The following is a 25,834-nucleotide window of genomic DNA, read 5'->3' on the forward strand; positions in this document are numbered from 1 at the left end:
ACGCAGACGTTCGACCCGACTGGACTGCGCCAGGCAACAGGCATACCTTGGAAGGCTGAATTCAACGCTGCATAAGGACCCAGCCATGAGCCGTATTTTCGCTGACAACGCCCATTCCATCGGCAACACGCCGCTGGTGCAGATCAACCGCATCGCGCCGCGTGGCGTGACTATCCTGGCCAAGATCGAGGGGCGCAACCCCGGTTACTCGGTCAAGTGCCGGATCGGCGCGAACATGATCTGGGACGCCGAAAGCAGCGGCAAACTCAAGCCAGGCATGACCATCGTCGAGCCGACCTCCGGCAATACCGGTATCGGCCTGGCCTTTGTTGCGGCGGCCCGAGGCTACAAATTGATGTTGACCATGCCGGCCTCGATGAGTATCGAACGGCGCAAGGTGCTCAAGGCGCTGGGCGCAGAGCTGGTCCTGACTGAACCGGCCAAGGGCATGAAAGGCGCGATCGAGAAGGCCGCCGAAATCGTTGCCAGCGATACCGGCAAATACTTCATGCCATCGCAGTTCGATAACCCGGCCAACCCGGCGATTCACGAAAAGACCACCGGTCCGGAAATCTGGAACGACACCGATGGTGCGGTGGATGTACTGGTAGCTGGCGTCGGAACCGGTGGAACCATCACCGGCGTTTCGCGGTATATCAAGAATACCCAGGGCAAGCCGATTCTGTCGGTGGCGGTGGAACCCGTGTCATCGCCGGTGATCAGCCAGGCACTGGCAGGCGAGGAGATCAAGCCGAGCCCGCACAAGATTCAGGGGATTGGCGCCGGTTTCGTGCCGAAGAACCTCGATCTGTCGATGGTCGATCGGGTAGAGCAGGTCACCGATGACGAGTCCAAGACCATGGCGCTGCGCCTGATGCAGGAAGAAGGGATCTTGTGCGGTATTTCCTGCGGCGCGGCGATGGCTGTAGCGGTACGACTGGCAGAGACTCCGGAAATGCAGGGCAAGACCATCGTGGTAATTCTGCCGGACTCCGGGGAGCGTTATCTGTCGAGCATGCTGTTCAGCGATCTGTTCACTGAACAGGAGAATCAGCAGTAAGCGAATTGATTCAGATCAGCCGGAGTTCAGGATCGTTATGCTAATAAATGCTTTGTTGCGCAATTCCTAACACTGAATCTTGGGTTGGGCGGGTTTTGCCCGAGGCCGGTAGTGTTTATCATGGCCGGCTGCCATGCCGAGTAATGGGCCTTGCGCAGCGTTGTCTTTATTCAAGGAGTCGTTGATGACCTTTTCGTTAGCCGCCAAGGTGTTGGTGTTGCTGCTGTTTGTGGGCAGCATCCTCTATGTGCATTTGCGCGGCAAGGCGCGTTTGCCGGTCCTGCGTCAGTTCGTCAACCACTCGGCGCTGTTCGCTCCGTACAACGCCCTGATGTACCTGTTCTCCGGCGTGCCGTCCAAACCGTATCTGGATCGCAGCAAGTTTCCGGAACTGGATGTGCTGCGCGACAACTGGGAAACCATTCGCGACGAGGCCATGCACCTGTTCGACGAGGGCTACATCCGCGCCGCCGAGAAGAACAATGACGCCGGTTTCGGCTCGTTCTTCAAGAAGGGCTGGAAGCGTTTCTACCTCAAGTGGTACGACAAACCGCTGCCGTCGGCCGAAACCCTGTGCCCGAAAACCGTGGCGCTGGTCAGTGCGATTCCCAACGTCAAAGGCGCGATGTTTGCGCTGTTGCCGGGTGGCAGCCACTTGAACCCGCACCGTGATCCGTTTGCCGGCTCCCTGCGTTATCACCTGGGCCTGTCGACGCCGAACTCCGACGATTGCCGGATCTTCGTGGACGGTCAGGTCTACGCCTGGCGTGACGGTGAAGACGTGATGTTCGACGAGACTTACGTGCACTGGGTCAAGAACGAAACCGAACAGACCCGCGTCATCCTGTTCTGCGACGTCGAACGCCCGCTGAGCAATCGCCTGATGACCCGCATCAACCGCGCCATCAGCGCCTGGCTGGGTCGTGCCACCGCTCCGCAGAATCTTGATGATGAACGCGTCGGCGGGATTAACCAGGCTTATGCCTGGAGCAAGAACTTCAGCGACAAGTTCAGCGGCGTGGTCAAGCAATGGAAACGCCGTAATCCGAAGGCCTACCGCATCCTGCGCCCGATTCTGGCAGTGGTGGTGCTGACGCTGTTGGGGTATTGGCTGTTTGGTTGAGGCTGGACGCTATAACTGAAAAAACCGCTCGTATGAGCGGTTTTTTATTGTCTGTGAGTCAACGGCGTCCAGCGAGAACGTTGGGTTCGTCTTCAATACCTGTAATCAGCAGCTGCAGAAAGCGCCGCTGATTGGCTGATAGCTCGGAGGAGACAATTTTGTCTTCCGTTTTGATTGATCTTTTCTTGGTGGGGGATTTCTTGACTGATTTGCGCATGCTCCCTCCCTCATTGTTCATTACTTGAACTGTTTTCACGATACGTTACTCTCCACTGCGAGGACAAGACGACCTTCCAAATCAAATTTGAAGCCAAGCTTTGTATAAACAGGAATTGCTCCCTGCATTGGCTCCTGGACTTCAATGAAGTTGCTGCCAATTATTTGGGCGAACTCATCGATGACCATCATCGCCAGGGTCCCGATACGATTCTTTAGCGGGTGAGAATCTCCGGGCCGCCCCTCCAATCGTACGATTCGAATACGTTGGCGGCTTTTGTTCGGATTGACGAAACACAGTCCGCACAGCTGTTCTTCAAACCAGATCGCGATATCCAGGGACAGGGGTTCTCGTGACTTCCATGCGGCAACCTCTTGCCAGCAAAAAAGTGGATTCTCCCAAAGTTCAAACGCGTTCAGTGCTATGACATCGATGGGTTCGAAGCGTACTTCCGACAAGTCTTGTCCCGCTGGTAGCTGTAATAGAGCTTTGGCGATGCTTGCCTGTTTCCTGGCCTGCGACCTGTACAGTTGATAGCGCAGATAACTCCGTTCCCTTGGCATGTGATCTCGAGCATTCCCTGTCTCCCCATCAATGGGCGTAGCCGTTGCTCATCAGCCTATGCGCCTGCTATCGAGCTGTCCCTGCTGGCCCTTTGGCCAAACCGTTGCAATCCATGTCCGGCGCTGGTTATAGTCGGCGCTGGTGAATCAGAGGATTCACATCCCAACCCCCTCAAAAAAGATCAGTGCCAATGCCTGCATCCCTCATCAACGCGGTAGTCGATTCAGCGGTCAACGCTGGCGTCGTGCCGTGCGGGAATCAGCAGCCTGGGCAGATCAGTCATTACCCTCCACCTGTCAGTAGCACGCCGGTGTGCGCAGTCGTATCACCGCCGGGCGTTGGCGTTTCGGGCTGATCGGCGTTCTCTGCCGACCCCTGCGCCCGCCAGAAAAAACCTACTGAATTTCAGCTTTGGCTGAGTTGGCTTTTTGCCTGACTACAGGTGGTATTCATGTTTGTCCTTTCGAAAAAGTCCGCGCTCGCGGCGACGTCCACGAGCCTGTTCGTTCTGCTGTGGAGCAGCGGGGCGATTTTCTCCAAATGGGGCCTGGCCCACGCTTCGCCCTTTGCCTTTTTGCTGATTCGCTTTGTAATCGCCCTGTGCGGGCTGCTGCTGTTGGCGCCTCTGCTCAAATTGAAGTTGCCCAAGGGCGGCAGGCCGATGCTGTATGCGATCGCCACCGGGGTAGTGCTGTTGGGGGCTTACCAGATTTTCTATCTGCTGGCGCTCAACACCCGAATCACGCCTGGCGTGATGGCGACCATCATGGGCGTGCAACCGATCCTCACGGTGGTGCTGATGGAGCGCCAGCGTTCGGCGAGCCGAATGTTCGGTCTGGCGTTGGGCCTGGCCGGTCTGATCATGGTGGTTTACCAGGGGATCGGTCTGGCGGGCATGTCCTGGCAGGGCATGCTGTTTGGCTTGCTGGCGCTGGCGAGCATGACCCTGGGCTCGATCATGCAGAAACGCATCACTGAAAATCCCCTCGGCACGCTGCCGGTGCAGTACCTGGCCGGACTGCTGTTGTGCGGGATTTTCGTGCCGTTTCAGCCGTTCCACTTTGAACACGGCGCAGGTTTCATCGTGCCGGTGTTGTGGATGGGGCTGGTGGTGTCGGTGCTGGCGACACTGTTGCTGTATCGCCTGATCGCCCGGGGCAATCTGGTGAATGTCACCAGTCTGTTCTATCTGGTGCCGGCGGTGACGGCAGTGATGGACTATCTGATTTTCGGCAATCGCCTGGCGGCGTTGAGTGTGCTGGGGATGCTGCTGATCATTGTCGGTCTGGCGTTTGTGTTCCGTAAATCTGCTGGATAAACGCAAGTGGGCCAGGCATTTTCAGTGTCTGGTCCGGCCTCTTCGCGAGCAAGCCCGCTCCCACAGGGTCAGCGTCAATTTGAAAATGGCGCATCACTCTGTGAGAGCGGGCTTGCTCGCGAAGACGGACTGATCAACGCCGCAAAATCATCGGGCTGTCGCTGCAGAGGGCTTCACCACCGCAGGCTTGAGCACCAGCCACAACGCCAGCGCAATCAACACCCCGCCATACAGGTGAGCCATCGACAACGGTTCATCCAGCAACAACGCCCCCCACAACACGCCGAACGCCGGGATCATGAAGGTCACGGTCATCGATTTGACCGGGCCGATGGAGCTGAGCAGGCGGAAATAAATGATGTAGGCGAACGCCGTGCAACCCAGGCCCAGGCCCAGCAGCGACAGCCAGACATTCCATCCGCCCCAGCTTGTCGGTGGTGCGGTGATCACGCTGTAGCCGAACAGCGGCAATAGGAACAGCGAGGCGCCGAGCATGCTGCCCACGGCCGAGAGGCGACTGTCGAGCCCACCGCTATGATCCAGCCAGCGCCGCGTGAGAAATCCGGCGAAACCATAACAAGTGGTGGCAAGCAGGCAGGCGAGGGCGCCCATCAGCAATTGCATGTCGAAGGCCACCGGCCCAGCACGCGTCAGCACACCGACACCGAACAAGCCGAGAAACACCCCCGCCAGTTTGGCGACAGTGAGCTTTTCACTGAAAAACAGCCCGCCAATCAACACGCCCATCAATGGCGTGGTGGCATTGAAGATCGCCGAGTAACCGGCCGGCAACACTTGCGCCGCCACCGAATACAGCGTTGCCGGAATCCCCGAGTTGATCACGCCCAGCAACATCACGGTTTTCAGTTTGCCCTTGAAATCCCAGCTGATGCGCATCAGGCCGAGAATCACTAGCAAGCCCACGGCAGCAATCGACACCCGAAAGAATGCGGTCGGAATCGTGCCGATCACCGGCGCAATGATGCGCATGAACAGGAAGCTTGCGCCCCAGATGGCTGCCAGCGACAGCATGCGGAAAATATCGACAGCGCTCACGATGGCACTCCTTCCTTGATCGGGACGAGAGTGTTGCCGAGCGCTCAGGCAATGGCAACCGCTAATCGGGCATTTAATTACGCACGCGGTTTTACCCACGGAAAAATCCGGCGATGGACGCCAGTGCTTGGCTTTTGGCAGAAATTGCACTTCACCTGCACACGGTTCCGTGGCTAAGCTCAGGCACAGATTTCCACTTGTACGCCGAGGTCTCAACCTATGCCGCAGCAATGGCCAGCCACCGACATCGCCCGCATGATCCTCGATGGCTTTGACGATTACCGCGAGCATTTCCGGCGGATCACCGACGGTGCGCGCGAACGCTTCGAGCAGGCGCGCTGGCAGGAGACGCAGACCGCGTCGGCTGCGCGGATCAACCTTTACGAGGAAAAGGTCGGTGAAACCATTGCCCGCCTGCGCGAGCACTTCGACGATGAGACGCTGATGAATGTCAGTTGCTGGCCGCTGGTGAAAAGCGCCTACATCAGCGTGATCGACCTGCGCTTTGATGATGAACTGTCCGAGACCTGGTACAACTCGATCTTCTGCGGGCTGTTCAGTCATGATCTGATCAGCGACGGCTGCATGTTCATCCACACCACCCGCCCGAGCCTGCGCCGCGCCCGGGCCGCGCAAACCCGTACCTACAAGCCGCAGGGCCAGTTGTCATCGATGCTCGCGAGCATCTTTGCCGACTATCGCTTCAGCGAGGATTACGCCGACTTGCCGGGCGATCTGCAGCGCCTCGAAGCGCAGTTGCGCGAGAACCTGCCGGATTGGGTGTGCAAGGACCCGGAGCTGGCCGTCGAGCTGTTTTCCTCGGTGCTGTACCGCAACAAAGGCGCCTATCTGGTCGGGCGCATCTACACCCGCGACGAACAATGGCCGCTGGTGATTCCACTGCTGCACCGTGAGGGCCGCGGGATCCAGATTGATGCGTTGATCACCGACGAAGCCGATGTGTCGATCATCTTTTCCTTCACACGCTCGTATTTCATGGTCGATGTGCCGGTGCCGGCGGAATTCATCGGATTTCTGCGGCGCATCCTGCCGGGCAAGCACATCGCCGAGCTGTACACCTCGATCGGTTTCTACAAACACGGCAAATCCGAGTTCTACCGCGCGCTGATCAATCATCTGGCCAACACTGATGATCAGTTCATCATGGCCCCCGGCGTGCGCGGCATGGTCATGAGCGTGTTTACCCTGCCGGGCTTCAATACCGTGTTCAAGATCATCAAGGACCGCTTCTCGCCGTCGAAAAACGTCGACCGGGCAACGGTCATCGAAAAGTACCGATTGGTGAAAAGCGTCGATCGGGTCGGGCGCATGGCCGATACCCAGGAGTTCGCCGACTTCCGTTTTCCGCTGAGCAAGTTCGATCCGGCGTGCCTTGAAGAACTGCTTGAGGTCGCGCCGTCGACGGTCTCGGTCGAAGGCGATACGGTGCTGATCCGCCACTGCTGGACCGAACGGCGGATGACCCCGCTCAACCTTTATCTGGAAAACGCCAACGAGGCGCAGGTGCGTGAGGCGTTGGAGGATTACGGCCTGGCGATCAAGCAACTGGCGGCAGCGAACATCTTTCCCGGCGACATGCTGCTGAAGAATTTCGGCGTCACTCGGCACGGGCGCGTGGTGTTCTATGACTACGACGAGATCTGTTTCCTGACCGAAGCCAACTTTCGCCACATCCCCGCGCCGCGTACGCCGGAGGACGAAATGGCCTCGGAGCCGTGGTACTCGATCGGGCCACTGGATGTGTTTCCCGAGGAGTTTCCACCGTTTTTGTTTGCTGATTCGGCGCAACGCAAGCTGTTCGATCAGTTACATGGTGAGTTGTATAACGCCGATTACTGGAAGAGTCTGCAAGAGGCGATTCGTGCGGGGAAGGTCATCGATGTGTTCCCGTATCGGCGCAAGGGCCTGGACAACGAATAACAGCAGCGACGAGCGGCACGCTACAAGCCTCAAGCCGGAAACTGATTTAACTTGCCGCTTGTAGCTTGCCGCTTGTAGCTGCTTTTCTGCGACAATCGGCCCCCTGCATAAACAGACGACCGAATTGCGTACCCGATGACCGACGAATCGCCCTCCATCGACAAACTGCTGAAAAACCTTGATCACGCCATGCTCGCCGACCGTCACCGGCTGCGGCGGCAGTTGCTTGAGCTGCGCAAGAAACCCGACGAGGCCAAACTGGCCCAGTGGGTGGCGCGCATGCAGGCGTCCTGTGATCAGGTGCTGGCCCGCAAGGCCAGCCTGCCGGTGATTCGTTACGACGACAGCCTGCCGATTGCCGCCAAGCGCGATGAAATCAAGGCTGCGCTGGAGAAGCATCAGGTACTGATCATCGCCGGCGAAACCGGCTCGGGCAAAACCACTCAGTTGCCGAAAATCTGTCTGGAAATCGGTCGCGGTCAGCACGGTCTGATCGGTCACACCCAGCCGCGTCGAATCGCTGCACGCAGCGTCGCCAGTCGGGTTGCCGAAGAGCTTGGTACACCGCTGGGTTCGCTGGTCGGCTATCAGGTACGTTTCGAAGATCAGAGCGACTCCAACACCCTGATCAAGCTGATGACCGACGGCATTCTGCTGGCGGAAACCCAAAACGACCGCTACCTCGAACGCTACGACACGATCATCGTCGACGAAGCCCACGAACGCAGCCTGAACATCGACTTTCTGCTCGGTTACCTGAAAACCCTGCTGCCGCGTCGTCCGGACCTGAAAGTCATCATCACTTCGGCGACCATCGACCTGGAGCGCTTTTCCAGGCATTTCGATGGGGACGGCCTTTGCGGCGCGCCGATTGTCGAGGTCTCCGGCCGCACCTTCCCGGTGGACACCTGGTATCGCCCGCTGACCCTGGAGCAGGACGAAGAGGGCAACCGTGTCGAGGACGACCTGACCGTGGATCAGGCGATTCTGGCCACCCTCGACGAAATCGCCGCGTACGAGCGCAGCGAACGCCGCAGCCCTGGCGATGTGCTGGTGTTCCTGCCGGGCGAGCGCGAAATTCGCGATGCCGCCGACATGCTGCGCAAGGCCCAGCTCAAACACACCGAAATCCTGCCGCTGTACGCGCGCCTGTCGCCGGCCGAGCAGCAGCGGATTTTCCAGTCACACCCGGGGCGTCGTGTGGTGCTGGCGACCAACGTCGCCGAGACCTCGCTGACCGTGCCGGGCATCCGTTACGTGATCGACAGCGGCACCGCGCGCATCAGTCGCTACAGCTACCGCGCCAAGGTGCAGCGTCTGCCGATCGAGGCGATTTCCCAGGCCAGCGCCAACCAGCGTAAAGGTCGCTGCGGCCGGGTTGAACCGGGTATTTGCGTGCGGTTGTACAGCGAGGAGGATTTCCTCGGCCGTCCGGAATTTACCGATCCGGAGATTCTGCGCACCAACCTTGCCGCCGTCATTTTGCAGATGCTGCACCTGCGCCTCGGCGAGATCACTGCTTTCCCGTTCATCGAACCGCCGGACGGCAAAGCGATCAGCGATGGTTTCAACCTGCTGCAAGAACTCTCGGCGGTGGACCGCAACAGTCAGCTGACCCCGCTGGGTCGCCAGTTGGCGCGCCTGCCGGTGGATCCGCGCATGGGGCGCATGTTGCTCGAAGCGGCCAGGCTCGGCAGCCTGCAGGAAGTGCTGATCGTCGCCAGTGCGATGTCGATTCAAGACCCGCGCGAGCGTCCGCCGGAGCGTCAGCAAGCTGCGGATCAGGCCCACGCGCAATGGAAGGACACTGATTCGGACTTCGCCGGGCTGGTCAATCTGTGGCGTGGCTTTGAAGAGCAGCGTCAGGCGCTGACCGCCAGCCCGCTGCGCAACTGGTGCCGGAAGAATTTCCTGAACTACCTGCGCCTGCGCGAGTGGCGTGATTCCCATCGCCAGTTGAGCCTGATCTGCCGCGACATGCAGCTGAGCCTCAACAAAGAACCGGCGGATTACCCGAAACTGCACAAAGCGGTGCTGGTCGGCCTGCTCAGCCAGATCGGCCAGAAAACCGAGGACGGTGATTACCTCGGCGCCCGTCAGCGGCGCTTCTGGATTCATCCCTCGTCGGGCATCGGCAAGAAGCGTCCGCAATGGCTGATGACCGCCGAACTGGTGGAAACCACCAAGCTCTACGCGCGCATGGTCGCCAAGATCGACCCCGACTGGATCGAGCCGCTGGCCGGGCACCTGATCAAGAAGAACCACTTCGAGCCACACTGGGAGAAGAAGCGCGGCCAGGTCGTGGCGTACGAGCAGATCACTCTGTTCGGGCTGATCGTGGTCGGCCGCCGCCCGGTGCATTACGGCCCGGTGGATCCGGTGGTCTCGCGCGAGCTGTTTATCCGCGAAGGCTTGGTGCGGGGCGAAATTCAGTCAAAAGCCAAGTGCCTGACGGCCAACAAACAGTTGCTTGAACAGCTCGACGAACTGGAAGCCAAGGCTCGTCGTCGTGACATTCTTGCGGACGAAGAAACCCTCTACGCGTTCTACGATGCGCGCTTGCCGGCGGAGATTCACCAGACCGCAACCTTCGACAGTTGGTATCGGGTCAACAGCCAGAAAGACCCGCAACTGCTGATCATGCGCGAGGAAGACGTGCTGGCCCGCGAGGCCAGTGAAGTCACCGCACGCGACTATCCGGACACGCTGCACATCGGTGATCTGGAACTGGCCCTCAGTTACCACTTCGAGCCCAATCACCCGCGCGACGGCGTGACCCTGCGCGTACCGGCGCCGCTGTTGCCGATGCTACCGCCTGAACGTCTGGAGTGGCTGGTGCCGGGGCTGATCGAGGCCAAGTGCATTGCCCTGGTGCGCAACCTGCCGAAGGCCTTGCGCAAGAACTTTGTGCCGGTGCCGGACTTCATCAAAGCGGCGTTACAGCGCATGACTTTCGCCGAAGGTTCTTTGCCGCAGGCGCTCGGTCGCGAGCTGCTGCGCATGACCGGTGCGCGGGTCAGCGATGAGGCGTGGGCGGAAGCCGCGCAGCAGGTCGAAAGTCATTTGCGGATGAACCTGGAAATCGTCGACGGTCAGGGCAAGTTCCTCGGCGAAGGCCGGGATCTGGCCGAGCTGACCGCACGTTTCGCCGAGGCCAGCCAGGCCGCGTTGGCCGTACCGCAAAGTGCGAAAAGTCAGCAACCGGTGGAGGCCAAGGTCTTCGCCCCGGTGGCGGAGAAGACTCAACAGAAGATCGCCGGGCTGTCGATGACGGTGTATCCGGCGCTGGTGGAAGAGGGCGGTACGGTCAAGGAAGGGCGTTTCTCGACCCCGGCAGAAGCCGAGTTCCAGCATCGCCGTGCCTTGCAGCGTCTGCTGATGCAGCAACTGGCCGAGCCGGCGAAGTTCCTGCGCGGCAAGTTGCCGGGCGTTACCGAGCTGGGCTTGCTGTACCGCGAGCTGGGGCGGGTCGATGCGCTGGTCGAAGACATTCTGCTGGCCAGCCTCGACAGCTGCATTCTGGAAGGCGAAGACCCATTGCCGCGTGACGGTGTGGGTCTCGCCGCACTGGCCGAACGCAAGCGCGGCAGTTGGACCGAGCACGCCGAGCGCGTGGCGCGGCTGACGCTGGAGATTCTCAAGCTGTGGCACGGTCTGCAAAAGCGCTTCAAGGGCAAGATCGACCTGGCTCAGGCCGTGGCCCTCAACGATATCAAGCTGCAACTCAGCCATCTGGTCTACCCGGGTTTTGTCCGGGAAACGCCGATGCAATGGCTCAAGGAGTTGCCGCGTTATCTGAAGGCCGTCGAGCAGCGTTTCGAGAAACTGGGCGCGCAGGTGCAGAAGGATCGCGTCTGGAGCGGCGAACTGGCCGGTCTCTGGAGTCAATACCAAACCCGCGCCGCCAAGCATGCTCAGGAAGGCAAGCGCGATCCGCAGCTTGAGTTGTACCGCTGGTGGCTGGAGGAGTACCGGGTTTCGCTGTTCGCCCAGCAGTTGGGGACGAAAGCGCCGATCTCGGACAAGCGGCTGAGCAAGCAGTGGAGTCAGGTCGAGACCTGACACACCGCAATCGCGAGCAGGCTCACTCCTACAGGGAAATTGGGTGGTGCTTGAGAATGGCGCCAAAACCTTGGGTTTATGGCAAACTTCGCGACCATAAATGCCGTTTTCGCGACCCAGAGCCTTCAGCGAGGTCACAAACGGCAATATAAAGATGCCAGGTCAGCGTCCTCGGACGGGAATAGACCCATTGTGTGTTGGTACGTCGGTGCCAGCGCTTTCTGCCTGAACAGATTAGAGAAACGACCATGCATAACGTCGTCATCAGCGGCACCGGCCTGTACACCCCGGCCAACAGCATCTCCAACGAAGAGCTGGTGCAGTCTTTCAATACCTATGTCGCGCAGTTCAACGCCGACAACGCCGAAGCCATCGCCAGCGGTGAAATCCAGGCGCTGACCGAATCCAGCGCCGCGTTCATCGAAAAGGCCTCGGGCATCAAGAGCCGCTTTGTCATGGACAAGGACGGCATTCTCGACCCGCAACGCATGGCTCCGCGCCTGCCGGAGCGTTCCAACGACGAATGGTCGGTACTCTGCCAGATGGCTATCGGCGCCGCCGAACAGGCGCTGCAACGTGCCGGCAAGACCGCCGCCGACATCGACGGCGTGATCGTTGCCTGCTCCAACCTGCAGCGCGCCTATCCGGCCATCGCCATTGAAGTCCAGGAAGCGCTGGGCATTCAGGGTTTCGGTTTCGACATGAACGTGGCGTGCTCCTCGGCGACCTTCGGCATTCAGGCTGCGGCCAACAGCGTGCAACTGGGCCAGGCCCGGGCGATCCTGATGGTCAATCCGGAAGTCTGCACCGGTCACCTGAACTTCCGCGACCGCGACAGCCACTTCATCTTCGGTGACGCCGCGACTGCCGTGATCATCGAGCGTGCCGACCTGGCGACGTCCAGGTACCAGTTCGACGTGGTCAGTACCAAACTGCTGACCAAGTTCTCCAACAACATCCGCAACAACTTCGGCTTCCTCAATCGTGCGGCGGAAGAGGGCATCGGTGCCCGCGACAAACTGTTCGTGCAGGAAGGTCGCAAGGTGTTCAAGGATGTTTGCCCGATGGTCGCGGAATTGATCGGCGAGCATCTGCAGGAAAACCAGCTCAACGTCGGTGACGTCAAGCGTTTCTGGCTGCACCAGGCCAACCTGAGCATGAATCATCTGATCGTGCGCAAGCTGCTGGGCCGCGAAGCCACTGAAGAAGAGGCGCCGGTGATTCTCGACACCTACGCCAACACCAGCTCCGCCGGTTCCGTGATTGCCTTCCACAAGCATCAGGATGACCTGGCCGCCGGTTCGCTGGCCGTGCTGAGCTCGTTCGGCGCCGGTTACTCGATCGGCAGCGTGATTCTGCGCAAGCGCTGAGTTCGCCATAAAAGATCGCAGCCTGCGGCAGCTCCTGCACTGACGGTATTGATCCGCCGTTGTAGGCGCTGCCGCAGGCTGCGATCTTTTGCTTTCGACCATCTGAAAACGAGGTGTGAATGGCCGCAACGGACGACACCCAACTGCTCGAGCGCCTGTTGGCCGGTGAGCAAAAAGCCTTCAAGGAACTGGTCAGCACTTACCAGAGCGCCATGCGCGCCGTGGCGTATGCCATCGTCGGCCAGCGTCATGTCGAAGAAGTGGTGCAGGACGCCTGGTTGTCGGTGGTGCGCCATATCGGTGGCTTCGAGGGCCGCTCCAGCCTCAAGACCTGGCTGCTGACCATCACCGCCAACTCGGCCAAGAGCCGCTACAAGCAGAACCGCCGCGAAGTATTGATGGATGACCTGCCTTCGCCGCACGGCACCATCGATGACGATCGCTTTTCCCCCGGTGACGGCCATTGGCTGGTGGCGCCGTTCGCCTGGCATCAGGACACGCCGGAAGCCTTGCTCACCGAAAGCGAATTGCGCGACTGCCTGGAACACACCTTGCTCAGCCTGTCGGAACTGCAAAGCAGCGTGTTGCTGCTGCGCGAGCGTCAGGGGCTGGAGCTGGAAGAGATCTGTAATCTTCTGGAGATCTCGCTCTCCAATGTCCGTGTGCTGCTGCATCGTGCGCGGCTGAAAGTCTTCGCCACGGTGGAGCATTTTGAGGAGACCGGCGAATGCTGACCTGTAAAGAGCAAGTGGCGCGCTCCAGCGATTATCTCGATGGCCAACTGAGCTTTCGCGAGAAACTGATGGTGCGTCATCACCTGATGTTCTGCCCCAACTGTCGGCGATTCATTCGCCAGATGCGTTTGATGCAGGCCACGCTGAAAGCGATGCCGCAGAAACCTGAAGAGGGTGTGGATGCGCTGGCCGAAAGTCTGGCCGAGCAACGGCGCAAGGACCGTTCCTGAAAAATGATGTGTGGCGAGGGCGCTTGCTCCCGCTGGGACGCTCAGCAACCCTCGCTTTACTTAGAAGCAGAGGACTGCTGTGCACTCCAGCGGGAGCAAGCTCCCTCGCCACAGGGTCGCGCAATAGCCCGGCGCGGACGAAACGAACGGATGATGGGGATCGTCCCGCCCGCATCAGGCTATAAGGTGACGCTTTTTAGAACTTCGCTTCGGCATCCAGTTGCAGCGTGTTGATGTCGGAGTCGGTCTTTTTCAGGCTGGCGTTGGTGTAGTCCGAGTTGGCCATGAAGTAGGTCGCGCCCAGAGTGAAGTTCTTGTCCAGCTCGTAGCTGACTTTCAACTTGCTGCCGCGCGAACCGGTGTAGCCGTTGGCGAAGTCGGAGTCGGTGAAGGCACCGACCACCGCGTTACGCTGCACGTCGCGGTAGTTGTAGTCGATCCCGAAGCCATAAACCTTGGTCTTGACGCCGGCCAGCCAGCCAGTGTCCTGGTCGTTGCTGGCGTCTTTGTTGTTGACGTACTGACCGTAGATCGACAGCGGAACGGGCAGGTTGGCGATGTCCAGCTGACCAAAACCTTCATACAACTTGAAGGTTTCGTTCGGGCTGTTGCCATTGACCGCCAGGGCGCATGGCGCAGTAACGGTGCCGGTGGTCGGGCAGGCGCTGTCCTTGTCGTTGTCGTAGGAATAGATACTGCCGCCCAGGGTCAGTTTGAGGCTGTCGGTCAGTGCAAAGCGACCGCCCAACTGGCCGGCGTACAGACGCAGGTCGTGCTTGAACTGCACGCCTTCGCCGTCGACGTTGTCCTTGAGGGTGTAATGACCGGCGCTACCGAACAGCTCGGTGCTGCCGCTCAGCGGGTACTTGTAAGTGACGGCCAGACCTTCCGGGTTGATGTCGCTGTCCCAGATGATGTCGCCCATGCTGACCCAAGGCTGGTTCATTTTACCGGCGATCAGGTGCAGGTTCTTGATCGCGTCAGGGTGGTAGTCGACGTAACCCTGGTCGAGCCAGATCTGTTTCTTGTCGAAGTAGTTGTTCAGGTCCTGGTTGGTCGAGCGGGCATCGTCGCTGCTGCCGGTGGCGATACGGATACCGGTGTCCACCTGCGGGTTGATTTCGGTGTAGGCACCCAGGCGGGCACGAATGCGCTGACGGTCCTGGTCCTTGCTGTTCGGCACGCCATCGTTCTTGACGGTCTCCTGACGGAAACGCACATCACCCTTGAACTGGGTCTTGGCAGCCCAGGCGAGTTTCTGGTCGAAGGAACTCAGCTCGTTGGTTTTCTTCGCGGTTGCCGCGATTTGCTCGTTGGTCTCTTGCTGCGCCTGCTGCGCGATTTGCTGAGCCTTCTGATCCTTGGCCAGTTCAGCTTGCAGTTCAGTGTACTGAGCCTGAGAAATGGAACCGTTGGCCTTGAGCATGTCGAGCAGTTTGGCGTCGACTGCAGCACTGGCCGGAACGCTCATGGCCAGCAACAGGCCACCGCACAGGGCCGCCGCAGTTTTCGTGGAAGCAAGACGCATAGCAATCTCCGAAGATGAGAGGGGATGGCTGAACCATCCTGGGCACACCGACGCGCACGTCGGAAAACAGTGTCCGGGTAGAACCCGGCGCTCTAAAAACAGGAGCGAGTATCGCGATGGTTTATGACAGAGCAGTGGCTAAGTGATGTCATGTCGATGACGATACAAAGGCGGCGTGAACTATTGAGCCAGAGCGCTGTCGGCCGATTGAGCGTGTGCTATGGTTGCCGATCAGCGATACTCGCGGGGCTTTGACGCCAAGATGTGGAGAGCCAGTTGATGCCGTTGCAACGTCTGCAAAACCTGTCAGAAATCGCCCCGACGACATGGGATGCGCTGGTGCCCGAGAACCAGCCGTTTCTGCGGCATGCGTTCCTGAGTGCACTGGAAGACAGTGGCAGCGTCGGCCCCCATACCGGTTGGCAGCCTGAGCATTTGCTGCACCTGGAAGACGGGCAGTTGATCGCGGCGCTGCCCAGCTATCGCAAGTGGCATTCCTACGGCGAGTATGTGTTCGATCACGGCTGGGCCGATGCCTGCGCCCGAGCCGGCATCGATTACTACCCCAAGTTGCTGACGGCGGTACCGTTCAGTCCGGTCAGTGGCCCGCGACTGTTGGCGGTGAATGTCGAGGATGGTTTCGAACTGCTCAAGAGCCTGCCGGGTTATCTGGAGATCGAAGAACTTTCCAGCGCGCACATCAATTTCACCGACCCGTTCACTGACGCCGCCATGGCCGAGCAGCCGGGCTGGCTGCAGCGCATCGGCTGTCAGTATCACTGGCAGAATCGCGGTTATCGGGACTTCCAGGACTTTCTCGACCGGCTCAGTTCGCGCAAGCGCAAGCAGATGCGCAAGGAGCGCGAGCAAGTGGCGGGGCAGGGCTTCGAATTCGAATGGCTGGAGGGGCGTGAGCTGGACGAGTCGCAATGGGATTTTGTCTATGCCTGCTATGCCAACACTTACGCGGTGCGTCGGCAGACGCCGTACCTCACGCGCGAGTTTTTCAGTCTGCTGGCCGAGCGGATGCCGGAGTCGATTCGGGTAGTGCTGGCCAGACAGGATTCACGGCCAGTGGCGATGGCCTTCAGTCTGGTGGGAGGCGACAGCTTCTACGGTCGCTATTGGGGCTGCCTGGCCGAGTTCGACCGGCTGCATTTCGAGACCTGTTTCTATCAGGGCATGGATTACGCGATTGCCCAGGGTTATCAGCGCTTTGATGCGGGTGCCCAAGGTGAGCACAAACTGATTCGCGGTTTTGAACCGGTGATCACGCACTCGTGGCATTACCTGCGCCATCCTGGCCTGAAGGCAGCGGTCAAAGACTTCCTACACCAGGAGCGCGCCGGCGTATTGGCCTACGCCGAGGAAGCCAGAACAGCCTTGCCCTACCGGCAAACATAGATCCCCTGTAGGAGTGAGCCTGCTCGCGATAGCGGCCTGTCTGCCAGTGATGAGCTAACCGACAGACCGCTATCGCGAGCAGGCTCACTCCTACAAGGGGAGTTGTGGCGTCTTCAAGATTCGTCTTTGCCCAGCCAGCGATAAATCGTCCCACCCACCACCGCGCCCAGCAGCGGCGCGACCCAGAACATCCACAACTGCGCGATCGCCCAGCCGCCCACCATCAGCGCCGGCCCGGTGCTGCGCGCCGGATTGACCGAGGTGTTGGTGACCGGGATCGAGATCAGGTGAATCAGCGTCAGGCCCAGGCCGATGGCAATCGGTGCGAGTCCCGCCGGGGCGCGTTTGTCGGTGGCGCCGAGGATGATGATCACGAACATGCCAGTCATCACCAGCTCGGTGACGAAACCTGCGGCCATCGAGTATTTGCCCGGTGAGTGTTCGCCATAACCGTTGGACGCCAGGCCCGCAGCGATGTCGAAACCCTCCTTGCCGCTGGCGATGTGCGCGAGCAACGCCGCTGCGAGAATCGCACCCAGCACTTGCGCGATGATGTAGGCGGGCAGCTCTTTGGCCGGGAACCGGCCGCCGACCACCAGACCCACGGAAACGGCCGGGTTCAGATGACAGCCGCTGATGTGGCCGATGGCGAACGCCATGGTCAACACGGTCAGACCAAATGCCAGGGCCACTCCCAGCACCCCGATGCCCAGAGGCGAAGACGCGGCGAGCACCGCACTGCCACAACCACCCAGAACCAACCAGAACGTACCCAACAACTCAGTAACTGAACGTTTGAACAGAGACATGAGAGTGTCCTTGATAGGCGTGCTATCGAGACTGAATCGATTTGTGCTTCCTTGCCAATTTACGACAGGTTCCCTGCTGGAACCTTGGCTGAGTACAGCAGGCTTTGGACGGATTTCCAGCGGGCACAAAAAAACCGCCAGAGCCTGTGGGGAGAGGGCTGTGGCGGCTCTCAGGCGTTCAGGATCACTGCGAACCCTGTGGCAGCGAGCCTGCTCGCGAAAGCGGCATGTCTGACAACAATGGTGGTATCTGACACTCCGCCTTCGCGAGCAGGCTCGCTCCCACATTGCAATTGAATTGACCCAATGATCAATCGATGCCGACAAACCCTCCGGTCTGATGTGCCCACAATCGCGCATACAGCCCGCGATGGGCCAGCAGTTCGGCATGGGTGCCGCTCTCGGCGATCTTGCCGTTTTCCAGTACCACCAGCCGGTCCATGCGCGCGATGGTCGAAAGGCGGTGGGCGATGGCGATCACGGTCTTGCCCTGCATGAGGGTTTCCAGGCTTTCCTGGATCGCCGCTTCGACTTCCGAGTCGAGTGCCGAGGTCGCTTCGTCCATGATCAGGATCGGCGCGTCCTTGAGCAGTACCCGCGCGATCGCAATGCGCTGGCGCTGGCCACCGGACAGTTTCACGCCGCGCTCGCCGACGTGCGCATCGAAACCGGTGCGGCCTTCAGCGTCCGACAGCAATGGAATGAACTCATCGGCGCGGGCCTTGTGCACCGCGTCCCAGAGTTCGGCATCGGTGGCATCGGGTTTGCCGTAGAGCAGGTTGTCGCGGATCGAGCGGTGCAGCAACGACGTATCCTGAGTGATCATGCCGATCCGCGCGCGCAGGCTTTCCTGGCCGACTTCGGCGATGTTCTGCCCATCGATCACAATCCGTCCGCCTTCGACGTCGTACAGGCGCAGCAGCAGGTTGACCAGGGTCGATTTGCCAGCACCGGACGGGCCGATCAGGCCGATTTTCTCACCCGGTTTGATGGTCAGATTGAGGTCGCCGATGATGCCTTTCTTCTTGCCGTAGTGAAAATCCACGTGCTCGAAACGCACTTCACCACGGGCCACGGCCAGCGGTTTGGCCTGCTCGCGATCGGTCACACTGACCGGTTGCGAGATGGTCTGCAGGCCATCCTGGACCATGCCGATGTTTTCGAAGATGCCGGTAACCACCCACATGATCCAGCCGGACATGTTGACGATGCGAATCACCAGGCCGGTCGCCAGGGCGATTGCGCCGACGGTGATCAGCGACTGCGTCCACAGCCACAGCGCCAGCGCAGTGGTGCCGACGATCAGCAGGCCGTTCATGGTGGTGATCGCCACGTCCATGCTGGTGACCACGCGACCGGCCATCTGCGCCTTGACCGTCTGCTCTTCGATGGCTTCCTTGGCGTAGTGCTGTTCGAAATTGGTATGGGCGAACAGCTTCAGGGTGGCGATGTTGGTGTAGCCGTCGACGATTCGCCCCATCAGTTTGGAGCGTGCGTCGGAGGCTTCCACCGAGCGATTTTTCACCCGTGGCACGAAGTAATACAGTGCGCCGATGTAGGCGGCGATCCACGTCAGCAGCGGGATCATCAGGCGCCAGTCGGCTTCGGCGAACAGCACCAGCGAGCTGATCGCGTAGATCAGCACGTGCCACAGTGCATCCACCGCCTGCACCGCCGAGTCACGAAGCGAGTTGCCGGTCTGCATGATGCGTTGGGCGATGCGCCCGGCGAAGTCGTTCTGGAAGAAGTTCAGGCTCTGCTTGAGCACATAGCTGTGATTCTGCCAGCGGATCATGCTGGTCATCCCCGGGCTCAGGGTCTGATGCACCAGCAGGTCGTGCAGGCCGAAGAAGATCGGCCGCAGCACCAGCGCGACCACCACCATCCAGGTCAGTTCGAGGGCGTGGTCGCTGAAGAAATTCGGGTTGGGCGTGCCTTGGGCCAGGTCGATGATGCGACTCAGGTAACTGAACAGTGCCACTTCGATCAGTGCGGCAAACAGGCCGACCACCAGCAGGGCAGCAAAACTCGGCCAGACCTGCTTGAGGTAATAGGTGTAGAAGGGCCAGACACGATCGGGCGGGGACGCCGTCGGGGCGTCGCGGAATATGTCGATCAGTTGTTCGAAACGGCGATAGAGCATCAGATAACCGCCCGGAAGCCGGGCTCTCCTTTTATCGGTGTGAGCGGCGTGGGGTTGAATTCACGCCGCTCGAAACGCCCTGTACAACTTAGTCGATGACTTTGGCCGACTTGATGATCACAGGGTCGGAAGGCACGTTTTGCATGCCTTGCCTGGTAGTGGTTGGCGAGTTGACGATGATGTCGACCACGTCCATGCCTTTCACCACTTTGGCGAACACCGCGTAACCGGCGTCACGGCCCGGGTCGAGGAAGTCGTTGTCCTTCACGTTGATGAAGAACTGGCTGGTGGCCGAGTTTGGATCGGAGGTGCGGGCCATCGACAAGGTGCCGCGAACGTTATGCAGACCATTGCTGGCTTCGTTCTTGATCGGCGCCTTGGTTTCTTTCTGCTGCATCTGTGGTGTGAAACCACCGCCCTGAGCCATGAAGCCCGGGATCACACGGTGGAAAATGGTGTTGGTGTAAAAACCGCTGTTGACGTAATCCAGAAAGTTCTTGGTACTGATCGGCGCCTTGACCGGATCCAGTTCGATTTCGATCTGGCCGTTGGTGGTGTCCAGCAGCACGTGCGGTGCTTTGGCAGGCGTGGCAGCCATCAGGTTGGCAGCAAACAGCACAGTGCCGGCGGCGAGGGCAAGTTTTTTCAGCATGGGTCAGTGATCCTGAGATTGAATATCGGCTGCGGCAAGAAACTCCAGCAGCGTTTGGTTGAAGCGTTCGGGTTGATCGAGCGGGGTGGCGTGGCGCGAATCGGCGATCACCACCAGCCGCGCATCGGGCAGCAGTTTTACATAGGTTTCTTTCAGCGCCACCGGCGTGTAATCACGGTCGGCGCTGACGATGAGCGTTGGACAGGTCACGTGCGAAAGTCGTTCCTGAACCCCCCAGCCAACAATCGCATCGAAGCTGGCGAGATAAGCACGTTTGTCGTTTTTTGCCCAGCGCTCGGCCATTTTCTGCCGCAAATCGGCCTGCTCGGGTTTCGGGAACAGTTTGCTGCCCAGTGCTTTGCCAATGGTCGCGAGGCTGAGTACGCGCATCAGGCTCCAGCGCTTGAACCACTGCCAATAATCGTCGCGACTGCGGATTTTGACTTCGGGGGCGCTGTTGACGATGGTCAGGCTTTTCAGCCTCTGCGGCTGATCGACGGCGAACTGAAAGCCGATCATCCCGCCCATCGACAGCCCCACGTAGTGCACCGGACCGAGGTTCAGGTGTTCGATCAATGCCAGCAGATCGGCGCTGAAACCGGCGATGCTGTAGCGCTCGCGAGGTTTGTCCGAGCGACCGTGACCGCGTATGTCCGGAACGATCACCCGGTAGTGCGCCGACAGCGCCGGGATCTGCATTTCCCAGTCCAGGGTGCTCGAGCCGAGCCCGTGAACCAGCAGCAACGGCGTACCGTGGCCATATTCCTCGTAGTGCAGGTTGCAACCTTCGTGCTCGAAATAGGCCATCGGTGAACTCCGTGTCAGGCTTGTTCGGGGGCGGCGAACGGTGCGTCCAGCGGTAATGTATCGAAGGTGCGCAACAGTTCGATGAGGATTTGCGTCGCCGGGCCCAGTGGTTTGTCCTTGTTCGAATACAGGTAGAAGCTCGGGTTACGGCTGCCGCCCTGATCCAACGGTAGCAGCTTGAGCGTGCCTTCCTTCAATTCCCGTTCGATCATGTGCCGTGGCAACCAGGCAAAGCCCAGGCCACTGCTGACGAATGTCGCGGCGGTGGCGAGGCTGCCGACGGTCCAGCGCTGTTCGGCGCCGAGCCAGCCGACGTCGCGCGGTTGCTGGCGACCGGAGTCGCGGATCACCACCTGCATCTGGGTTTCCAGATCCTGGAAGCTCAGCTCGCGGTTGAGCCGATGCAGGGCGTGATCCGGGTGGGCGACGGCGACAAACTCGACGTCGCTCAATTCCGCGCCGAGGTAGCCGGGGATGCTCAGGCCGGTAATGGCCAGATCGGCCACGCCTTCAAGCAACACTTCTTCTACACCCGACAACACCTCCTCGCGCAGGCGCACGCGGCAGCCGCGACTCTGCGGCATGAACGCGGTCAGTGCCCTGACGATGCGCGCGCTCGGGTAAGCGGCATCGACCACCAGTCGCACCTCGGCCTCCCAGCCTTGCTCCATATGGTGGGCGAGGTCTTCCAGTTGGCTGGCCTGTTTCACCAGTTGCCGTGAGCGGCGCAGCAGCACGCCACCGGCCTCGGTAAGCACCGCTTTACGCCCGTCGATGCGCAGCAAAGGCACGCCGAGCTGATCCTGCATGCGGGCGACGGTGTAACTCACCGACGATTGCGAACGGTGCAGTGCCTCGGCGGCCTGGGCGAATCCGCCATGGTCGACCACGGCCTGCAATGTTCGCCATTGATCAAGGGTCACGCGGGGCGCTTTCATCAATAGCTCCTCTTGTCCTAAGCTGGCCGTCCCTCATGGAGACTGGCGAATGAAAAAATTCTGTTGTGTGGTGCTAGCGTTGCTGCCGCTGACTGCGTTTGCTTACCCGATCGATGTGCAGAAGAGCCTCAATGGCCTGAAGATCGACTACGAAACCTACGACACCGATAAAGACATTGGCTCGATCCGCGTCGCCAACTACGGCGATGTCGATGCGCTGTGCAAAGCCGTGTTCAGCAATGGCCCGGAAGCACCGCGTACACGCAACATCGAGGTGCCGGCCGGCAAACATACAAACGCCACGGCCAAGTTCTCACGCGAGATCATCAGGCTGCGCATCGAACTGAGCTGCAGCCCGAAATAATATCGATCCCTGTGGGAGCGAGCCTGCTCGCGAAGGCGTAGGGTCAGTCGACACAGTCTCTGACTGATGCACCGCTTTCGCGAGCAGGCTCGCTCCCACAAAGGCTTAGACGCATCTAAACGAATTATTCGATGCTTTGCAGCAATTATTTGCGCTTTTTCATCGATCCAACCCTGTTTAACCTTCACTCCATCGACCTACAACATTCTCGGATGGAGACTACACACCATGTCCCGCGTTCTGATCATCGAAAGCAGCGCCCGCCAGCAAGACTCGGTTTCCCGTCAACTGACCCAGACCTTTATCGGTCAGTGGAAAGCGGCGCATCCCAACGATCAGATCACTGTGCGTGACCTCGCCGTGAACCCGGTGCCACACCTGGACGCCAACCTGCTGGGCGGCTGGATGAAGCCTGCCGAGCAGCGCAACGCCAACGAGCAATCATCGCTGGACCGCTCCAACGAGTTGACCGATGAGTTGCTGGCCGCCGACGTGCTGGTGATGGCTGCGCCGATGTACAACTTCGCGATCCCGAGCACCCTCAAGGCCTGGCTCGACCACGTGCTGCGTGCCGGCGTGACCTTCAAGTACACCGAAACCGGCCCGCAAGGCCTGCTCAGCGGCAAACGTGCCTACGTGCTCACCGCTCGCGGCGGCATCTACGCCGGCGGCCCGGCGGATCATCAGGAACCGTACCTGCGTCAGGTCATGGGCTTCATCGGCATCCATGACGTGACCTTCATTCACGCCGAAGGCATGAACCTGGGCGGCGACTTCCAGGAGAAGGGCCTGAATCAGGCCAACGCCAAACTGTCTCAAGTCGCTTGATCGGTTAATCGCCAGATAATCGCCGATTGTTTTAGTGACCTGGCGCAACCCCTTCAAGGTTCTACGCGCATCGAACCTCCCTTTGCACTTGTTGCTCCTGAGTGCTGTAGCCCGATTGAACGCTTTAGCGAGATCGGGCTTTTTTTTGCCCACAATAATCTGCACAACGTGTAAACCCTGTGGGAGCGGGCTTGCTCGCGAAGGGGCCGTGTCATTCGATATCAATGCGCAATGACACAGCGCTTTCGCGAGCAAGCCCGCGCCCACAATGGATCCGTGTTCCTGCAAGGGATTTTGTGTTGGTTGCACAATGTAAAACCCGCTATCGTCGCTGCCATTCGAAACAGAGGCGAGCATGGGCTATCTACTTTTTGTCACGCTGATCCAGGCGTTTTCCTTCAGTCTGATCGGCGAATACCTCGCCGGGCATGTCGACAGCTACTTTGCGGTGCTGGTGCGTGTGGTGCTGGCCGGGCTGGTGTTCATCCCGCTGACCCGCTGGCGCTCGGTGGAACCTGCGTTCATGCGCGGCATGCTGCTGATCGGCGCGCTGCAGTTCGGCATCACCTACGTCTGCCTGTACCTGAGCTTTCGTGTGCTGACGGTGCCGGAGGTGCTGCTGTTCACCATCCTCACGCCGCTGCACGTGACGCTGATCGAAGATGCGCTGAACCGCCGTTTCAACCCGTGGGCGCTGGTGGCCGCATTGGTCGCAGTAGGTGGCGCGGCGGTGATTCGCTTTGACCGGATCAACCCGGACTTCTTCATGGGCTTTTTGCTGCTGCAACTGGCCAACTTCACCTACGCCGCCGGACAGGTGCTGTACAAGCACCTGGTGGCGAAACACCCAAGCGACCTGCCGCATTACCGGCGTTTCGGCTTCTTCTACCTCGGTGCATTGGCGGTAGTGTTGCCGGCGTTTCTGCTGTTCGGCAAAGCCGACTTTCTGCCTGAAGCGCCGCTGCAGTGGGGCGTGTTGCTGTTTCTCGGGCTGGTCTCGACGGCGCTGGGTCTGTACTGGTGGAACAAGGGCGCGTGCCTGGTCAATGGCGGCACGCTGGCAGTGATGAATAACCTGCATGTGCCGGTGGGCTTGCTGCTGAATCTGCTGATCTGGAATCAGCACGAGGAACTGGGCAGGTTGTTCCTCGGCGGGAGTGTCATCCTCGCAGCCGTATGGATTAGCCGTTTAGGTATCCGCAAAGTTCCAACCACCGGATAACCCCTGTGGGAGCGGGCTTGCTCGCGAAAGCGATGTGTCATTCAAAGATTATGTTGACTGATTTGACGCCTTCGCGAGCAGGCTCACTCCCACAGTTTTGATCGGTGGCGTTACATCAAGTGTTTCTGGGTTTGCGGAATGTGCGCCGAACCCAACACCGCCGGCAACAACCCCGACCGCAAATCCCCGCCACTCGGCTGCTGATACAGGCTCAACCCAAACTCCGGCAGCACCGCCAGCAGGTAATCGAAAATATCCCCCTGAATCCGCTCATAGTCGGCCCACGCCGTGGTGCTGGTGAAGCAGTAGATTTCCAGTGGAATGCCCTGCGCGGTGGTCTGCATCTGGCGGACCATGCAGGTCATGTTCGGCTGGACCTCCGGGTGGCTCTTCAGGTACGCCAGTGCGTAAGCGCGGAAGGTGCCGATGTTGGTCATGCGTCGCCGGTTGGCCGACATCGCCGCGACGTTGCCCTGCGCCTCGTTCCACGCCTTGAGTTCGGCTTTCTTGCGGCTCATGTAGTCGGTCAGCAGGTGCACCTGGGAGAGCTTTTCCTCTTCATCGTCGCGGATGAAGCGCACGCCGCTGGCATCGATGAACAGGCTGCGTTTGATCCGCCGCCCACCGGACTGCTGCATGCCGCGCCAGTTTCTGAACGACTCGCTCATCAGGCGCCAGGTCGGGATCGAGACGATGGTCTTGTCGAAATTCTGCACCTTGACCGTGTGCAAAGTGATGTCGACCACGTCGCCATCGGCGCCGACCTGAGGCATTTCGATCCAGTCGCCGACCCGCAGCATGTCGTTACTGGTCAGTTGCACGCTGGCGACGAACGACAGCAGGGTGTCCTTGTAGACCAACAGAATCACCGCCGACATCGCACCCAGACCGGAGAGCAGCAACAGCGGTGAACGGTCGATCAGGGTGGCGACGATGATAATCGCGCCGAACACGTACAAGACCATTTTCGCCAGTTGCACATAGCCTTTGATCGACCGGGTGCGGGCGTGTTCGGTGCGCGCATAGATGTCCAGCAACGCGTTGAGCAGGGCGCTGACCGACAGCAGCAGGAACAGGATGGTGAAGGACAGCGCCACGTTGCCGAGGAAGGTCATCGCGGTTTTGCTCAGTTCCGGCACCAGGTGCAGGCCGAACTGGATCACCAGCGACGGCGTCATCTGCGCCAGGCGCTGAAACACCTTGTTGTGGCGAAAGTCGTTGATCCAGTGCAGCGCCGGCTGGCGACCGAGCATGCGGCTGGCATGCAGGATCAGATAGCGCGCCACTCGTCCGAGGACCAGCGCGATGACTAATAGCAGCATCAGCGCCAGGCCGGATTGCAGGAACGGGTGCTGTTCGAGGGCACCCCAGAGGTCTTGGGCGTTGAGCCAGAGCTGTTTGAAATCCATGTGAGCAACGATTCTTCTGTAAGACGCGATGGGCGATTAGAGCATTTAAGACGCT

22 protein-coding genes are annotated in these 25,834 nt (G+C 59.8%); 12 read left to right on the plus strand and 10 right to left on the minus strand.

Going from position 1 to position 25,834, the window contains the following annotated elements; all coding sequences use genetic code 11:
* The first annotated feature begins 85 nt into the window (after positions 1-85).
* Both cysK and AC0J41_RS05290 read left to right on the plus strand, forming a co-directional pair.
* On the plus strand, positions 86-1,060 hold the full coding sequence (gene cysK / locus AC0J41_RS05285) for a cysteine synthase A (RefSeq protein WP_473014773.1): 975 nt from the start codon (positions 86-88) through the stop codon (positions 1,058-1,060).
* Between the two features lie 184 nt (positions 1,061-1,244).
* Entirely contained in the window at positions 1,245-2,183 is a 939-nt protein-coding gene (locus AC0J41_RS05290; protein WP_025110624.1) for an aspartyl/asparaginyl beta-hydroxylase domain-containing protein, read from the plus strand.
* A gap of 58 nt (positions 2,184-2,241) precedes the next feature.
* Here AC0J41_RS05290 and AC0J41_RS05295 read toward each other — a convergent pair whose 3' ends face one another.
* Both AC0J41_RS05295 and AC0J41_RS05300 read right to left on the minus strand, forming a co-directional pair.
* Entirely contained in the window at positions 2,242-2,400 is a 159-nt protein-coding gene (locus AC0J41_RS05295) for a hypothetical protein (protein ID WP_177327332.1), read from the minus strand.
* Positions 2,401-2,435: 35 nt separating this feature from the next.
* Entirely contained in the window at positions 2,436-2,858 is a 423-nt protein-coding gene (locus AC0J41_RS05300; protein ID WP_473014774.1) for a hypothetical protein, read from the minus strand.
* 557 nt (positions 2,859-3,415) lie between these two features.
* Between AC0J41_RS05300 and AC0J41_RS05305 the strand changes: the two genes are divergently transcribed.
* Complete coding sequence (locus AC0J41_RS05305; protein ID WP_473014775.1) at positions 3,416-4,282, plus strand: DMT family transporter; 867 nt, start codon at positions 3,416-3,418, stop codon at positions 4,280-4,282.
* A 147-nt stretch (positions 4,283-4,429) separates the two neighbouring features.
* On the opposite strand, the gene AC0J41_RS05310 is transcribed toward AC0J41_RS05305, so the two are convergent.
* The gene (locus AC0J41_RS05310; RefSeq protein ID WP_025110621.1) at positions 4,430-5,338 is read right to left on the minus strand and encodes a DMT family transporter; all 909 of its coding nucleotides are present in this window, start codon (positions 5,336-5,338) and stop codon (positions 4,430-4,432) included.
* A 219-nt stretch (positions 5,339-5,557) separates the two neighbouring features.
* Between AC0J41_RS05310 and aceK the strand changes: the two genes are divergently transcribed.
* The 5 genes from aceK (at position 5,558) to AC0J41_RS05335 (ending at position 13,675) form a co-directional block, all read left to right on the plus strand.
* A complete protein-coding gene (gene aceK / locus AC0J41_RS05315) occupies positions 5,558-7,279 on the plus strand; it encodes a bifunctional isocitrate dehydrogenase kinase/phosphatase (protein WP_025110620.1) in 1,722 nt (573 codons plus the stop codon).
* Positions 7,280-7,414: 135 nt separating this feature from the next.
* On the plus strand, positions 7,415-11,341 hold the full coding sequence (hrpA, locus tag AC0J41_RS05320; protein WP_473014776.1) for an ATP-dependent RNA helicase HrpA: 3,927 nt from the start codon (positions 7,415-7,417) through the stop codon (positions 11,339-11,341).
* A 248-nt stretch (positions 11,342-11,589) separates the two neighbouring features.
* Positions 11,590-12,711, plus strand: a complete 1,122-nt coding sequence (locus tag AC0J41_RS05325; RefSeq protein ID WP_025110618.1) for a beta-ketoacyl-ACP synthase III — start codon at positions 11,590-11,592, stop codon at positions 12,709-12,711.
* Positions 12,712-12,830: 119 nt separating this feature from the next.
* Complete coding sequence (locus AC0J41_RS05330; RefSeq protein WP_025110617.1) at positions 12,831-13,445, plus strand: RNA polymerase sigma factor; 615 nt, start codon at positions 12,831-12,833, stop codon at positions 13,443-13,445.
* Entirely contained in the window at positions 13,439-13,675 is a 237-nt protein-coding gene (locus AC0J41_RS05335; RefSeq protein WP_025110616.1) for an anti-sigma factor family protein, read from the plus strand. Before AC0J41_RS05330 ends, AC0J41_RS05335 begins: the two co-directional genes overlap by 7 nt.
* A gap of 196 nt (positions 13,676-13,871) precedes the next feature.
* Here the strand turns inward: AC0J41_RS05335 and AC0J41_RS05340 are convergent, their stop codons facing one another.
* Positions 13,872-15,203 carry a putative porin gene (locus tag AC0J41_RS05340; protein ID WP_025110615.1) on the minus strand — a complete coding sequence of 444 codons (1,332 nt, stop codon included), beginning with the start codon at positions 15,201-15,203 and terminating at the stop codon, positions 13,872-13,874.
* Between the two features lie 279 nt (positions 15,204-15,482).
* Here AC0J41_RS05340 and AC0J41_RS05345 point away from each other — a divergent pair, with 279 nt between their 5' ends.
* Complete coding sequence (locus tag AC0J41_RS05345; RefSeq protein ID WP_025110614.1) at positions 15,483-16,607, plus strand: GNAT family N-acetyltransferase; 1,125 nt, start codon at positions 15,483-15,485, stop codon at positions 16,605-16,607.
* A 113-nt stretch (positions 16,608-16,720) separates the two neighbouring features.
* On the opposite strand, the gene aqpZ is transcribed toward AC0J41_RS05345, so the two are convergent.
* The 5 genes from aqpZ to AC0J41_RS05370 form a co-directional block, all read right to left on the minus strand.
* Complete coding sequence (aqpZ, locus tag AC0J41_RS05350; RefSeq protein ID WP_025110613.1) at positions 16,721-17,416, minus strand: aquaporin Z; 696 nt, start codon at positions 17,414-17,416, stop codon at positions 16,721-16,723.
* 310 nt (positions 17,417-17,726) lie between these two features.
* Positions 17,727-19,559: an ABC transporter ATP-binding protein gene (locus AC0J41_RS05355; RefSeq protein ID WP_025110612.1), complete on the minus strand. Its 1,833-nt coding sequence runs from the start codon at positions 19,557-19,559 to the stop codon at positions 17,727-17,729.
* Positions 19,560-19,647: 88 nt separating this feature from the next.
* Positions 19,648-20,211: a peptidylprolyl isomerase gene (locus tag AC0J41_RS05360; RefSeq protein WP_473014777.1), complete on the minus strand. Its 564-nt coding sequence runs from the start codon at positions 20,209-20,211 to the stop codon at positions 19,648-19,650.
* Between the two features lie 3 nt (positions 20,212-20,214).
* Entirely contained in the window at positions 20,215-21,018 is an 804-nt protein-coding gene (locus AC0J41_RS05365) for an alpha/beta fold hydrolase (protein WP_473014778.1), read from the minus strand.
* Positions 21,019-21,032: 14 nt separating this feature from the next.
* On the minus strand, positions 21,033-21,956 hold the full coding sequence (locus AC0J41_RS05370; protein ID WP_025110609.1) for a LysR family transcriptional regulator: 924 nt from the start codon (positions 21,954-21,956) through the stop codon (positions 21,033-21,035).
* A gap of 49 nt (positions 21,957-22,005) precedes the next feature.
* Here AC0J41_RS05370 and AC0J41_RS05375 point away from each other — a divergent pair, with 49 nt between their 5' ends.
* The 3 genes from AC0J41_RS05375 to AC0J41_RS05385 all read left to right on the plus strand — a co-directional run bounded on the left by AC0J41_RS05375 (position 22,006) and on the right by AC0J41_RS05385 (position 24,370).
* Positions 22,006-22,320 carry a hypothetical protein gene (locus AC0J41_RS05375; protein ID WP_025110608.1) on the plus strand — a complete coding sequence of 105 codons (315 nt, stop codon included), beginning with the start codon at positions 22,006-22,008 and terminating at the stop codon, positions 22,318-22,320.
* A gap of 228 nt (positions 22,321-22,548) precedes the next feature.
* Positions 22,549-23,148, plus strand: a complete 600-nt coding sequence (locus tag AC0J41_RS05380) for an FMN-dependent NADH-azoreductase (protein ID WP_473014779.1) — start codon at positions 22,549-22,551, stop codon at positions 23,146-23,148.
* Positions 23,149-23,503: 355 nt separating this feature from the next.
* Positions 23,504-24,370 carry a carboxylate/amino acid/amine transporter gene (locus AC0J41_RS05385; protein WP_473014780.1) on the plus strand — a complete coding sequence of 289 codons (867 nt, stop codon included), beginning with the start codon at positions 23,504-23,506 and terminating at the stop codon, positions 24,368-24,370.
* Positions 24,371-24,480: 110 nt separating this feature from the next.
* Here AC0J41_RS05385 and AC0J41_RS05390 read toward each other — a convergent pair whose 3' ends face one another.
* The gene (locus AC0J41_RS05390) at positions 24,481-25,779 is read right to left on the minus strand and encodes a mechanosensitive ion channel family protein (RefSeq protein WP_025110604.1); all 1,299 of its coding nucleotides are present in this window, start codon (positions 25,777-25,779) and stop codon (positions 24,481-24,483) included.
* Positions 25,780-25,834 lie beyond the last annotated feature (55 nt).

This window comes from Pseudomonas sp. Arb-4-2C, assembly GCF_055755015.1.